Annotated in this window: 14 protein-coding genes; 6 read left to right on the forward strand and 8 right to left on the reverse strand. The window is 70.3% G+C overall.

The genetic code is table 11. From position 1 onward, the window contains the following. Window positions 1–148: 148 nt before the first annotated feature. Window positions 149–1,477: a maltokinase N-terminal cap-like domain-containing protein gene (locus C6A87_RS27320; protein ID WP_311115091.1), complete on the reverse strand. Its 1,329-nt coding sequence runs from the start codon at window positions 1,475–1,477 to the stop codon at window positions 149–151. A 50-nt stretch (window positions 1,478–1,527) separates the two neighbouring features. Next, entirely contained in the window at window positions 1,528–2,586 is a 1,059-nt protein-coding gene (locus C6A87_RS27325; protein ID WP_311115092.1) for a hypothetical protein, read from the reverse strand. 159 nt (window positions 2,587–2,745) lie between these two features. Between C6A87_RS27325 and C6A87_RS27330 the strand changes: the two genes are divergently transcribed. Both C6A87_RS27330 and C6A87_RS27335 read left to right on the forward strand, forming a co-directional pair. Continuing rightward, window positions 2,746–3,558, forward strand: coding sequence for a DUF2470 domain-containing protein (locus C6A87_RS27330; RefSeq protein ID WP_311115093.1), 813 nt, complete (start codon window positions 2,746–2,748; stop codon window positions 3,556–3,558). Between the two features lie 4 nt (window positions 3,559–3,562). Then, window positions 3,563–4,141, forward strand: coding sequence for an orotate phosphoribosyltransferase (locus C6A87_RS27335; protein WP_311115094.1), 579 nt, complete (start codon window positions 3,563–3,565; stop codon window positions 4,139–4,141). A 120-nt stretch (window positions 4,142–4,261) separates the two neighbouring features. Here the strand turns inward: C6A87_RS27335 and C6A87_RS27340 are convergent, their stop codons facing one another. Genes C6A87_RS27340 through C6A87_RS27355 form a run of 4 tightly spaced genes read right to left on the reverse strand, consistent with a single transcriptional unit; the run spans window position 4,262 to window position 8,110 of the window. Next, window positions 4,262–5,302 (reverse strand): ABC transporter ATP-binding protein, encoded by a 1,041-nt coding sequence (locus tag C6A87_RS27340; protein WP_311115095.1) that lies wholly within the window; start codon window positions 5,300–5,302, stop codon window positions 4,262–4,264. Continuing rightward, window positions 5,299–6,078, reverse strand: coding sequence for an ABC transporter permease subunit (locus C6A87_RS27345; RefSeq protein ID WP_311115096.1), 780 nt, complete (start codon window positions 6,076–6,078; stop codon window positions 5,299–5,301). The genes C6A87_RS27340 and C6A87_RS27345 overlap by 4 nt, the downstream gene beginning before the upstream one ends. A gap of 11 nt (window positions 6,079–6,089) precedes the next feature. Then, window positions 6,090–6,941 carry an ABC transporter permease subunit gene (locus tag C6A87_RS27350; protein ID WP_311115097.1) on the reverse strand — a complete coding sequence of 284 codons (852 nt, stop codon included), beginning with the start codon at window positions 6,939–6,941 and terminating at the stop codon, window positions 6,090–6,092. Window positions 6,942–6,952: 11 nt separating this feature from the next. Continuing rightward, window positions 6,953–8,110 (reverse strand): ABC transporter substrate-binding protein, encoded by a 1,158-nt coding sequence (locus C6A87_RS27355; protein WP_311115098.1) that lies wholly within the window; start codon window positions 8,108–8,110, stop codon window positions 6,953–6,955. A 108-nt stretch (window positions 8,111–8,218) separates the two neighbouring features. Here C6A87_RS27355 and C6A87_RS27360 point away from each other — a divergent pair, with 108 nt between their 5' ends. Further along, a complete protein-coding gene (locus C6A87_RS27360) occupies window positions 8,219–8,647 on the forward strand; it encodes a TIGR03668 family PPOX class F420-dependent oxidoreductase (RefSeq protein ID WP_311115099.1) in 429 nt (142 codons plus the stop codon). 85 nt (window positions 8,648–8,732) lie between these two features. After that, window positions 8,733–9,320 (forward strand): sigma-70 family RNA polymerase sigma factor, encoded by a 588-nt coding sequence (locus C6A87_RS27365; RefSeq protein WP_311115100.1) that lies wholly within the window; start codon window positions 8,733–8,735, stop codon window positions 9,318–9,320. Here C6A87_RS27365 and C6A87_RS27370 read toward each other — a convergent pair. Then, window positions 9,296–10,198, reverse strand: a complete 903-nt coding sequence (locus C6A87_RS27370; protein WP_311115101.1) for a DMT family transporter — start codon at window positions 10,196–10,198, stop codon at window positions 9,296–9,298. The two genes, C6A87_RS27365 and C6A87_RS27370, sit on opposite strands and share 25 nt — an antisense overlap. Window positions 10,199–10,301: 103 nt before the next feature. On the opposite strand from C6A87_RS27370, the gene C6A87_RS27375 reads away from it, so the two are divergent. After that, window positions 10,302–10,631, forward strand: coding sequence for an aminopeptidase (locus tag C6A87_RS27375; RefSeq protein ID WP_311115102.1), 330 nt, complete (start codon window positions 10,302–10,304; stop codon window positions 10,629–10,631). Between the two features lie 10 nt (window positions 10,632–10,641). Here C6A87_RS27375 and C6A87_RS27380 read toward each other — a convergent pair whose 3' ends face one another. Continuing rightward, a complete protein-coding gene (locus C6A87_RS27380) occupies window positions 10,642–10,950 on the reverse strand; it encodes a hypothetical protein (RefSeq protein ID WP_311115103.1) in 309 nt (102 codons plus the stop codon). A gap of 208 nt (window positions 10,951–11,158) precedes the next feature. Between C6A87_RS27380 and C6A87_RS27385 the strand changes: the two genes are divergently transcribed. Next, on the forward strand, window positions 11,159–12,415 hold the full coding sequence (locus tag C6A87_RS27385; RefSeq protein ID WP_311115104.1) for a M23 family metallopeptidase: 1,257 nt from the start codon (window positions 11,159–11,161) through the stop codon (window positions 12,413–12,415). The last annotated feature ends 3 nt before the right edge of the window (window positions 12,416–12,418 follow it).

A 12,418-nucleotide genomic window follows, 5' to 3' on the forward strand; every position in this document is an offset into this window, starting at 1 on the left:
ACGGATTGGTAGAACTTGCCGAAGTTGATCCCGCTGCGTCGGCGTCAGTACCGTTGCCGGATCCACCGCAAGCCGCCGGCGGCAGTGCGATCGCGGTCAGCACCGCGGGCACGAGTCGCCGCGAGAGTCGGTGGAACAGCGGGGCGGGTCAGCCCAGGATGCGCTCGATCGATCGCATCGGGATGGGCAGCCAGGCCGGCCTGAAGCGGGCCTCATAGGCCGCCTCGTAGACCGCCTTGTCGAGCTCGTAGCCCGCGAGCACCTGGCTGTGGTCCCGCGGGTCGAGGCCGCCACCGGCCGCATAGCCGGCGCAGAACGCCGCGCTGTTGCGCTCCACCCAGTGGCGCGCGATGGCGGCGACCCGGCCGTCGGCGTCCTGCTCGGGACCCAGCTCCACCAGGAGCTGATAGGCCGCGTACTCGAACGACCGGAGCATCCCGGCCACGTCGCGCAGCGGCGAGTCCGGTCGCCGGCGTTCCTCGAGCGGTTGCCCGGGCTCGCCTTCGAAGTCGATCAGCAACCAGTTCTCCGGGGTGCGCAGCACCTGACCGAGATGGAGGTCGCCGTGGACGCGCTGCACCGGGATGTGCTGACCGGCCAGCGCCCGGTACCGCTGCTCGACGGCAGGCACGTACGCGGCCAGTTCCGGTGCCGCCTGCGCCGCCGTGGCCAGCCGGGCCAGCGCGGTGTCGACCGGGAACGGCACCGTGGAGGTGCCGAGCGTGTCGGCCAGCGTGGCGTGCACGGAGGCGACCGCCTCGCCGAGGCGGTAGGACTCGTCGGAGAACTCACTGACCACCTCGTCGGCGAGTAGTTCGCGGGCGGAGGCGGTGGCCATGTCCCAGCCCTCGGCGCTGTTGGCGGCGAACGCGGCCACCATGCCGAGCGCGCAGGGTTCGGTGTCGGGCCCGGCCCACCAGGTGTCGTAGGAGCCGAGCAACGTCGCGACGTGCGGGTTGCCTGCGCGGGCCAGCACCCGGTTGAGCTCGATGTCGGGGTTGACGCCGGGGGTGACCCGCCGGAACACCTTGAGCATCGCGTCCTTGCCGAAGATCACGCTGGTGTTGCTCTGCTCGGCACTCGACACCTTGGGCGGCGCGCTCACCGGCAACACGGCGTCGGGCTCCCGGACGAACCGCAGATCCGCGACGGTCGCCGACGAATCGATCAGGCGCAGCAGGCGGCGCGCCGCCTCCGGGTCGTAGAGGGCGTCGTAGGCGGTGCGGGGGCCCGCCGGGCCGGGCACGGTGCCGATCACGGCGGCCGGGTCGATGTCGGGGCCGGGCTCGCCGTCGGCCCACCGCACCAGCAGCTGGTACCGCTCGGCCGTGCCGTCGTCGTAGGTCACGTCAAGCAGCACGTGCTCGAGGTCGTCTCCGAGTGGGGTCACCGCGTCGGGCTGCGCCGAGACGAGTCGGCGACTGCGGCCGGCATACCACCGGCGGTGGACGATCCAATCGCCGAATGCCAGCGTCATGATCTGGAACCTACCCAGCCCGGCGGCAAAGGAATCACCGTGAACGGGTTTCAGGGCAGGAAGCGTTCCGCTCCTGCGGTTCTGACGAACCGGACGCTGTTGGCCTGCCGGTAACCGATGACGCCACCGCCGAATGTCAGGAAGAGCAAGCCGGCCACGCCGGGCACTGCCACCGCCGCGATCTCGGCGACGGTCGAGTTGATCACGCCGCGCGGGTAGGCGCCCAGCCGGGCCGGCTGTCCGCTCGCGGGCGCCGTGGGCAGCGTCACCGACGCTCCCGGCGTCGGCGCGACCGAGCCGCGGATCGCCGCCGTCCGGACCCCGGCGACACCGGGGGCGGTCACGCCCGGCGCGGCCGTGACACCGGGGATCGGCGGAGCGGGCCGGGGCGGCTTGCCCGCGATCGTGCCGGCGCGCGGCACCATCACCAGTGGAGCCCGGAACACGAACGCGTCCGGATACGCGCCGCCGCCACCACCACCGCCACCGGTCGTGGTGCCTGAGGTCGCGTCGGCCACCGGCGCCTCCTGCTGGGTGCGGAACGCGGGCCCGGCCGGCGGCGGCGGAGCAGGGGCGAGCTTCAGCGCGCGCAGGAACTCGGTGAGCGTCGGCACCTTGATCGGGAAGGTGGTGTAGAACGTCGACGGCGTCGGCCAGGTGCCGAACGGGATCTCCCCCGGACCGGGCAGCCGGACGATGGGCACCGAGATCACGGGGTCCTGCGGCAACTGCCGGGACACAGGCGGCGGCGGTGGCGGAGGAGGTGGTGGTGGTGGTGGTGGTGGCTCGACGACCGAGTTCTCGCGGTCACTGCCGCCACCGGTGGTCACCTCGGGCACGGGTTCGGGCTCGGGTTCCTGCGTCTGGGTCGGTTCCTCGACGACGACGGGATCCTCGTCAGGCACCGTGTGGGTGGGTTCGGTGGGCGCCTCGGGCTCGCTGGACGAGCCGCCGTCGTCCGATCCGGTGCCGGGATCGTCGGTGCTCTGGCTGGAGGTGTCGGAATCCCCGGGCTCGGCGAACACCGGAACCGCGGTCACTCCGCCCAGCACGGCGGTCGCGGTGAGCACGCCGGCAACCGCAGCGGCGCGCGCAACGGGCCCGACCATGGCGCCCCCATCTCCGGAGGGTTCGTTCGCTTTCGCGAGCGGTGAATTCGGTTGTAATTCTCGCACATCGGCACAAGCGGGCCACAAAGTTCGGGCAGGCCCGAATCGACGCCAGCGTCAGTTTATGGCCGGCTCCGGGCGGCAGGATAGGGTGCCGTCGTGACCTCGGCCGGCCCCCCTCGTGACCACGGAGATCCCGGCGATGCCCCTACCGTCCCACCCCCGCTGACCGAACCGGCCGCAGCCAGGCGGCCGTCGGCGGCCGAAGAGGCCAGGACGATCGCGGCGTCGACGAACACCGGCACGCTGGCGACGCTGACCGCCGACGGCGACCCGTGGGCGTCGTTCGTCACCTACGGACTGCTCGACGGCGCCCCGGTGCTGTGCGTGTCCAACCTGGCCGAACACGGCCGCAATCTGGCCGCCGATCCGCGGGCGAGCATCGCGATCACCGCGCCCGCCACCGACGCCGACCCGCTGGCCAGTGCCCGGGTCACGCTGGCCGGGCACGTCGAGGCGCCCGTCGGAGCCGAACGCGACGCCGCCCGCGAAGCGCACCTGAGTGCCGTCGCCGCCGCGAAGTACTACGTGGACTACAGCGACTTCACCCTGTGGGTGCTGCGGGTCGCCCGGGTGCGCTGGGTCGGTGGATACGGACGGATGGACTCCACCAGCGGCCGGGAGTACACCGAAGCCCGGCCGGATCCGGTGGCCCCGCGCGCGGCGGGGGCGATCGCGCATCTGAACGCCGATCACGCCGAGTCACTGGCCGCCATGGCCCGGGCCCTGGGCGGATACCCGGACACGGAGTCGGCGGTGTGCACCGGCGCCGACCGGTACGGCCTCGACCTCCGGCTGCAGACCCCGCGCGGGATGGCCTACACCCGCATCGGCTACCCCCGGCCGATCGACTCCATCGACGAATTGCGTTCGGCCGCGGTCGAATTGGTGAAACTGGCTCGAGGAGGCTAATACGATGTCGACCGTGAACGACCGCCCACCGACCTGGCAGGCCGCGTTCGACCTGATCCGCACCCGCGGTCACGAACGGCGCGAGGAGCCGTTCAGGCTGGCCAGCGGCCAGCTCAGCCACGACTACATCGACGGCAAGTACGCCGTCGACACCGGGGAGCGGCTGACCATCGTGTCCAGGGCGGTCGCCGACCTCGCCGCGGCCAACGGCGTCGAGTTCGACGCGGTGGGCGGCCTGACGATGGGCGCCGACCCGCTGGCGCACGGCGTTGCGATGGTCACCGGCAAGGCCTGGTTCTCGGTGCGCAAGGAGCAGAAGAAGCGCGGCAGGGAGCAGTGGGTCGAGGGCACCCGGCTGGAACCCGGCATGCGCGTGCTGCTCGTCGACGACGTCATCAGCACCGGCGGATCGACCGAGCTCGCGCTCGAACGCATCGCCCCGCTCGGCGTGGTGGTCACCGGGGTGATCCCGATGGTCGACCGCGGCGACGTCGCCGCGGCACGCTTCGCCAAGCGCAACGTGCCGTTCCACGCGCTGGTCACCTACCGCGACCTGGGGATCGAGCCCGTCAAGGACGTCTAGGGACGACGTGTGAGTCCACGTGGGCGCTGCGTGACCCCACCGGTCACACACATCCACGTTTGGCAGGTCCCCACTCGCACTTCCCCTGCAGAACGTGGATGCGTGGTGCGCATGGGACGGTCACGCACGGGTGACAAGCACTCCCCCGGGCTCGATGCCCACGGTCACGTGGTCACCGGGGGCGAAGCCCCGCGCCACCGAACTGGACAGCTGAGCGCTGAGCACCGACCCGTCGGGCAGCGCGAGGTGCACCCGTGAGATCGCGCCGAGGAAGGACACCGCGCTGACGGTCGCGGTGCCTGCGGGATCGGCGGTGACGGTCACCGACTCGGGCCGCACCATGGCCAGGCCCTGCCCCTCGACCGAGCCGGGCAAGGCGGCCACCGCCACCCCGAGCAGGTTCGCGGTGCCGCCGGACACCGTGGCGGGCACCTTGTTGTTCAGCCCGACGAAGTCGGCGACGAACGGGGTGGCCGGGTGGGCGTACAGGTCGGCCGGTGCGGCGAGCTGTTCGAGTCTGCCCTGGTTCATCACCCCGACCCGGTCGGCCACCGCGAGCGCCTCCTCCTGGTCATGGGTGACGAACAGCGTGGTCGTGCCGACGTCGAGCTGCACGCGCCGGATCTCGTCACGCAGCTGGGTGCGCACCTTGGCGTCCAACGCCGACAGCGGTTCGTCGAGCAGCAGCACCCGCGGCTGGATCGCCAGCGCGCGGGCCAGCGCGACGCGCTGCTGCTGGCCGCCCGACAGTTCCTTGGCGTAACGCCCGCCGAGCGCGCCCAGGCCCACCAGGTCCAGCATGTCGGATGCCCGGGAAAGCCTGTCCCGCTTGCTTTTCCCGCGCATCTTCAACCCGAAGGCGACGTTGTCCAGCACGGTCAGGTGCGGGAACAGGCTGTAGGCCTGGAACACCATGCCCATGTCGCGCTTGTTCGCAGGCACCCGGCTGACGTCCACGCCGCCCACCGACACCGTGCCCGAGGTGGCTTCGTCGAGGCCGGCCAGAATCCGCAGCGCGGTGGTCTTGCCGCAGCCGGACGGGCCCAGCAGCGCAACCAGCTCGCCGGGTTCGATGTGCAGCGTCAGGCCGTCGAGCGCACGCGTGGACCCGTACACCCGGGTCAGATCCGTGAGCTGAACGGCGACACCGTCGTTGGTCATATGGTCACTCCCGGGGTCTTGCCGCCCCGCCGGCCACGGGTGACCAGGGACAGGATCAGCAGCAGCACGAAACCGAACAAAAGCGTCGCCAGCGACGCCGCCACCGAGGTCGGACCGTCGCTCTTGCCGATGAGCACGATCTGGACCTGCAGCGTCTCGTAGCCCGACAACGACGCGATGGTGTACTCGCCGAGCACCACCGCGATGGAGATGAACGCGGCCGACAGGATGCCCGACCAGATGTTGGGCACCACCACCCGCGCGATCGTGGTCAGCCACCCGGCGCCCAGCGACCTGGCCGCCTCGGCCAGCGTCTGCAGGTCGATCGCCGACAGCGCGGCGTCGATGGCCCGGTAGGCGAACGGCAGTACGACGACGACGTAGACGAACGTCAGCGTCAGCGCGGACTCCCCGAGCAGGTAGGTCACCCACAGATAGACGTTGCGCAGCCCGACGACGATCACCAGCGCCGGGATCGTCAACGGCAACAGGCAGAGAAACTCCACCAGACCCTTGGCCCACGGCGCACGCAGCCGCACCCAGATCATGGTCGGCACCAACAGCACCAGCATCGCTGCCACGGTCAGCACCGCCAGCAGCAGCGACACCACGATCGACTGGTAGAGCGCCTCGTCGGCGACCAGGTTCGCCCACGCCTGCCAGGTGCGCCCGCCGGCGATCAGGTTGCGGGTGGAGAAGTCGGCCATCGCGTACAGCGGGAACAGGAAGAACAATCCGAACAGCACCCACAGTGCGCCCCGCACAGTGGTTCTCATGATTCCGGCCCTCACGACAACCACCTCGAGCTGCGGCGCACCAGCAGGTTGTAGGCGGCCATCACCACGGCCACCACGACGATCATCTCCAGCGCCAGCGCGTAGGCGAATCCGGACTGACCCAGCACCACCTCGCTGACCAGTGACGCGCGGATCAGCAGCGGCAGGATCGGGCTGCCCTGGCTGACCAGTGCCGCCGCGGTGGCGTACGCGGCGAACGCGTTGGCGAACAACAACAGTGCCGAACCCAGGAACGCCGGGGTCAGCAGCGGGATCGCCACCTCCCGCCAGTACGCCCAGGTCGACGCACCCAGGCTGACCGCGGCCTCACGCCACTGGTCGCGCAGCCCCTCCAGCGCCGGGATGAACACGATGACCATCAACGGGATCTGGAAGTAGGTGTAGACCAGGATCAGCCCGCTCAGCCCGTACAACCAGCCCGAGCCGGCCAGGTTGAACCCGAACATCTGCTGCACCCACAGGGTCAGCACCCCGTTCAGGCCGATCGTCGCGAGGAACGCGAACGCCAGTGCGACACCGCCGAACTGGGCCAGCACGCTGCACAGCGACAGCACCGCGCGGCGCACCATCGAAGCCGGCGGGCTGCTGACGATCAGCCACGCCATCACCGCGCCGAGGACGGCGCCGATCACCGCGGTCGCCCCGGAGAGCAGCACGCTGTCGCGCAGCGCCGACAGCGCGGTGCCGGTGAACAGTGCCGCGATGCGGTCCAGGCTGAAGACCCCGTCGGCGTACACCGCGCCCACCACGACGGTGACCGTCGGGATGATCAGGAAGATGATCACGACGGTCAGGAACGGCAGCAGCGGCAGCGAATCACGCAGCCGGCGCGCAGAACTCATCGGCGTCCGGCTCAGCTGACCGCGGCGGCCCAGTTCTCCGCCAGGTACTTCGACGCGGCCTCCGTCTGCTCGGGGGTGGGCACGGTCACCGGCCCGTCCACGACGGGCAGCGCCGAGGCGACCGCCGAGTCGAGGGTGCCGTCGGCGAGCATGTTGTCCGCCCGCACCGGCCGGACCCCGCCCTTGGCGTACAGGTTCTGGCCCTCGTCGCTGTAGAGGAACTCCTGCCACAGCCGGGCCGCGGCCGGATGCGGGGCTTCCTTGTTGATCGCCTGGTAGTAGTAGCCGGCCACCGCCTGATCCGGCGGCACCAGAACCGTCCAGGACGGCAACTTCGCGGTCTGCGCGGAATTCGTGTAGTTCCAGTCGATCACCACCGGCGTCTGCCCGGATTCGATGGTCGCCGGGGTCGGGTCCACCGGCAGGAAGTTGCCCGCCTGCTTGAGCTTGCCGAAGAACTCGACGCCGGGGGCGATGTCGTCGGCCGAGCCGCCCTGCGACAGCGCCACCATCAGCACGCCGGAGAACGCGGCACCGGCCTGGGTCGGATCCCCGTTGAGCGCCACCTTGCCGCGGTACTCGGGCTTGAGCAGGTCGTCGACGGCAGTCACCGGCGGCACCTTGGACGTGTCGAAGCCGATCGACATGTAGCCGCCGTAGTCGTTGACCCAGGCGCCGTCGGGATCCTTGAACGCGACCGGGATGTCGTCGAACGTCTCGACCTTGTACGGCGCGAACATCGCGGTGTTGGCCAGTGCGACGGATTGACCGAGGTCGAACACGTCGGGGGCGGTGCTGCGGCCCCTCTGCTGGTTGGCGGCGTTGATCTCCTCCTGGCTGGAGGCATCCGGCTGCGCGGAGTTCACCTTGATGCCGTACTTGTCGGAGAAGGCCGCGATGATCGCGCCGTAGTTGGCCCAATCCGGCGGCAGCGCAATCACATTGAGTTCACCTTCGGCCTTGGCCGCCTCGATCAGGCCGTCCATCCCGCCGAAGTCCTGCGCCGAGGTCGCCTCGGCGGCGCTCACCCCGGACTCCGTCTGGGCGTTCGAGTTGTCCTTCTCGGGCGGCGCGCAGGCCACGGCGCCACCGACCAGCAGTGCCGACGCGGCGAGAGCGAGCACCCGGGACATCTGTTTGTGCCCTGGGGTGTTGCGTGAGGTGTTCATTGCCGAACCTTCCGATGAGCAGGAGGCTGCGCAGTGGCTCAGCGGTGACCGCCCCACGACTCCGCAGTGAACGAATCCGACCAGCAGTGCGCACCCTACCCTGGGACGATGACCGAAGCCGAGAACCGTGACGTTATCGCCGCGTTCGCCGCCGCGCCGGTGGCGATGCTGGCCACGGCGGGGCTCGACGCGGTGCCGCACCTGGTGCCCGTCGTGTTCGCGCTTCCCGAACAGCGCGGCGACATCCTGTACACGGCGATCGACGCGAAACCCAAGACCACCCAGCGGTTGCGCCGGCTGGTCAACATCGAGCACAACCCGGCGGTCAGCCTGCTCGTCGACCACTACGACGACGACTGGTCCCGACTGTGGTGGGTGCGTGTCGACGGCGTGGCGACGATCCACCACAGCGGCGTCGAGATGGCCACCGGGTACGCCGAGCTGCGCGCCAAGTACCACCAGTACCAGCGGGTGGAACTCAACGGGCCGGTGGTCACCGTCGAGATCCGGCGCTGGTCGTCCTGGTCTGGGGGTTAACCGGTAGCGCGCGGTGCGGTTCTCCGGAACCGTTTTGGGGGACAGCCGGGCAGACTCGGCGGCGCCGCGGAGAGACAGTCGACACATGCCCATCGCCGCCCTGAACCCCCAGCTCACCGCCCGCTTCGAGCGTGACGCGATACCGCTGATCGCCGACCTGTACCGGCACGCGTACAAACTGACCCGCGACCACGCCGACGCCGAGGACCTGCTCCAGGAGACCGCGGCCAAGGCCTACGCGGCGTTCGACAGCTTCCGCGAGGGCACCAACCTCGTGGGCTGGCTGTACCGGATCATGTTGAACACACACATCAGCGCCTACCGCAGGCAGCAGCACCGGCCGATGTTGCAGTTCACCGACGAGTTCACCGACGGCCAGCTGTTCGCGCACAACCGGCGCAGCAGCGGAGGCCCGTCCTCGACCGAGGAGATGGCGCTCGCGAACGCCAGCGACCCCGCGATCGCGGACGCGATGCGCTCGCTGCCCGAGAAGTACCGCACGGCGGTCTATTACGCCGATGTCGAGGGACGCAAGTTCAAGGAGATCGCGGCACTGACCAACGTGCCGATCGGCACCGTGATGTCCCGGCTGCACCGGGGCCGCAAACAGCTGCGCGGCAAATTGGCCGAGGTCGCCCGCGACCGGGGCTACCCGTTGCCCGACGCCGCCTGAGCCTTGCCGGCCTCCAGTTGCTCCTCGTAGGCCCCTTCGTCGCGACCCAGCGCGATGGTGCCCGCGACCATCGCCATCGTCGCGACCACCAGGGCGACCGCGTCCCACCGCCCGACGTCGAGATGCTCACCCAGCACCACCGCCCCGAGCCCGACGGCCACCAGCGGTTCGAGCACCAGCATGGTGGGCACCGAGGTCTGCAGCGACCCGGCGTGGAAGGACGACTGCTGCAGCAGCACCGCCACCACACCCAGCACCGCCAGCAGGTAGAGCACCGGGGTGGTCAGTACCGCGGTGACGCCCTCGTGGGTCAGCAGGTGCATGACCAGCTTCGTCAGCACCGCGACGACACCGAACAGCACCCCGACTGCGACGGCCAGCAGCACCGCACGGACCCATCCGATGATGCGGGTCGCGACGATCACGCAGGCCAGCACCGCGGCGGTGCAGACCACCGCCACCACTGCCGAGGTGGACAGCGACGCCTCGTAGTCGCCGGGGCTGGCCTTGGCCAACACCACGAACACCGCCAGCGCGACGGTGAGCAGCACCGCCCAGGCCCACTCGGCGCGGGTGACCCGCCGGTGCGCCAGCCGGGCGCTCAACGGCAGCGCGAACAGCAGCGCCGACACCAGTATCGGCTGGACGAGCAGCAGCGACCCGTTAGCCAGGGCGAGCGCCTGGAACACGAAACCCGCGATCGCCGCCGCGGTGCCCGCCCACCACAGCGGCCTGCGCAGCAGGGTCTGGAACATCACCATGCTGACCCCGTGCTCGGCCGGTACGTCGAGGGTGGCTCGCTGCCGTACCACGATCCCGATAGCGAGGAACACCGCGGCGAGAAACGCCAGCAGCACGGTAAGGCCATGCCCGATCACCCGACAAGGACAGCACACCCGCCGGAGCCACGCCCAGTGTGGTCCGTCTCAGAATGTGGTCGATCTTGTTTCGGCGCCGGGGAACTGGGGCATGAATGCGGCCATGAACGCGAGACGGATGATCATGATCGCCGGGGTGGCAGTGTTGCTGGCAGGCGTCATCGCCCTGTTGGTGCCGGTGTCGATCCCGGGCCCCGAAGGCAGCATCGGTTGCGGTAACGGCATCGCCGCGGACCTTTCCCAGGCGCGCGACGCCGACAGCGGCAATCTGGCCAACCTGCCGGTGCTCAACGAGATCGTCCCGCACACCGACTACGCGGCCTCGTGCGAGTCGGCGCTGTCGTCGCGCCGCGCCTGGGCCATCCCGGTGACCGTCGTCGGCCTGGTGGTGCTCGCCGGCTCGTTCTTCGTCGGCGGCCGCGTCCGGACCTGATTCCGACCCGTCAGGACGCGCGTCCGCCGACGACGCGCAGACGTGGGGCCGTCCCGTCCGGGGCGGCCCCTGAGTCCGGCCTCGCATCGGACCCGGTCGGCGCGATCCGGTCGTTGACCCGCGCCACCGCGGAGTCCACCCGGTGCACGGCGCGGTCGCAGAGCCCGCTGACGCGATCTCCGGCGGCGTCGACGTCGTCGGCCGCACTGCGCAGATAGGCGCGGACGGTGACCTGGAACTTCTCCCCGACCAGGCGCAGCCGGCGGCGGAGCCGGTCGTCGACCTCGACGGTGACGTAGGGCAATACCTGGAGCTTCATCTGCGGGTCTCCCCTCCGTGGATGACTGAGCCCACCCTAGCCGGGTTCCGGCAAACCCACGTCGGACAGGTTCAGGTCGCGCTGTGCAGCACGACCGGTTGATCTTGTTTTTGCAATGACCTCCGATCGGCCGAATCGACGGCTAGGCTTCCGCGGCGACCGATCACCGTTTCATCGCGCACAACTGACGGGCGAGGCGAGCAGTCCCATGCGAAAGTCACCGACCCTTGTGCTCGCCTGTGCCGCACTCCTGGCAGCGTGCTCGACGCCGGCTGAACCCACCGGGCCGAGGCCGGCGCCGGCCGCCGACGCTCGTGGGGGCGTCCCGCCCGGCTATCCCCTCGACGGCGACGTGGTGGCGCCACTGGTCATCACGACGCTCGGCCCGGACCCGATCCCGGTCACCGGTACAGACGGCAAGGTCCATGTGGCTTATGAGCTCTCGGTGCTCAACTCCGGCTTCCGGCCCGCGACGATCACGAAGGTCCAGACCCTCGCCGACGGACCCGACGGCGCCACCGTGGCGACGGTCTCGCAGCGCGAGATCGTCGAACGCACGCTGCTTGTGCCCAATCTGTTGCCCGATCCCGTCACCGAGATCCCCGCAGGGCGCACCGCGGTGCTGGTGCTCGACGACGTCTACGACACGCTCACCCAGGTGCCCGCCGAGGTCACGCACCGACTGACCGTCACGCTCGGTGCGGCGGCACCGGAGTATCACGCGGTGAGCTCGCGCTACCCGGACTCCGTCGCCCAGATCGGCGGAGCGGTCCGCACCGGCACGGCCTCGCCGGTGGTGATCGGGCCGCCCCTGGCGGGCGACGGGTGGGTGGCCGGTAATGCGTGCTGCACCGTCTCGACGCACCGCGGGGCCGTGATGGGGGTGGGTGGCAGGCTCAGCGGCAGCGAGCGCTACGCCATCGACTGGATGCGTGTCGACCCGGCTGACCCGTCCACCACCCACACCGGTGACGGCACGCGCAACGCGGACTACCTGGCCTACGGCGCCCCGCTGCTGGCCGTGGCCGACGGCACGGTCGCGGCGGTGTCCGGCGGCTACCGGGACGCGGCGCCGCAGGTCGTCACGCCCGACCAGTCCCTGGCGGAGCTCGGCGGTAATCACGTCATCCTCGACATCGGCGACGGCAACTTCGCTCTCTATGCCCACATGGCCCCGGACTCGGCATCGGTGAAGGTCGGGGACAAGGTCACCCGCGGCCAGGTGATCGGACGTCTCGGTAACTCCGGCAACACCACCGAAGCCCATCTGCATTTCCACGTGATGCGTGCCCCGGTACCGCTGTCGAGTGACAACGTGCCTTTCGAGATCGACCGGTTCACCTTCGTCGGATCGATCGGCGACGGGCCTGACGGTCCGCTCTTCGTGCCGGAAGCAGAGCCGGGCGAGCGCACGGACCAACTGCCGCTGGCCTGGGACGTCGTGAACTTCCCGGCCGCTGCCTAGCGG

Source organism: Mycobacterium sp. ITM-2016-00317, from assembly GCF_002968295.1.
Taxonomy (GTDB): domain Bacteria; phylum Actinomycetota; class Actinomycetes; order Mycobacteriales; family Mycobacteriaceae; genus Mycobacterium.

Coding starts and splice junctions, on each gene's coding strand:
- C6A87_RS27320 (WP_311115091.1), bottom strand. CDS start 1,477: ATGACGCTGGCATTCGGCGATTGGATCGTCCACCGCCGGTGGTATGCC.
- C6A87_RS27325 (WP_311115092.1), bottom strand. CDS start 2,586: ATGGTCGGGCCCGTTGCGCGCGCCGCTGCGGTTGCCGGCGTGCTCACC.
- C6A87_RS27335 (WP_311115094.1), top strand. CDS start 3,563: ATGTCGACCGTGAACGACCGCCCACCGACCTGGCAGGCCGCGTTCGAC.
- C6A87_RS27340 (WP_311115095.1), bottom strand. CDS start 5,302: ATGACCAACGACGGTGTCGCCGTTCAGCTCACGGATCTGACCCGGGTG.
- C6A87_RS27345 (WP_311115096.1), bottom strand. CDS start 6,078: ATGAGAACCACTGTGCGGGGCGCACTGTGGGTGCTGTTCGGATTGTTC.
- C6A87_RS27350 (WP_311115097.1), bottom strand. CDS start 6,941: ATGAGTTCTGCGCGCCGGCTGCGTGATTCGCTGCCGCTGCTGCCGTTC.
- C6A87_RS27355 (WP_311115098.1), bottom strand. CDS start 8,110: ATGAACACCTCACGCAACACCCCAGGGCACAAACAGATGTCCCGGGTG.
- C6A87_RS27360 (WP_311115099.1), top strand. CDS start 8,219: ATGACCGAAGCCGAGAACCGTGACGTTATCGCCGCGTTCGCCGCCGCG.
- C6A87_RS27365 (WP_311115100.1), top strand. CDS start 8,733: ATGCCCATCGCCGCCCTGAACCCCCAGCTCACCGCCCGCTTCGAGCGT.
- C6A87_RS27375 (WP_311115102.1), top strand. CDS start 10,302: ATGAACGCGAGACGGATGATCATGATCGCCGGGGTGGCAGTGTTGCTG.
- C6A87_RS27380 (WP_311115103.1), bottom strand. CDS start 10,950: ATGAAGCTCCAGGTATTGCCCTACGTCACCGTCGAGGTCGACGACCGG.
- C6A87_RS27385 (WP_311115104.1), top strand. CDS start 11,159: ATGCGAAAGTCACCGACCCTTGTGCTCGCCTGTGCCGCACTCCTGGCA.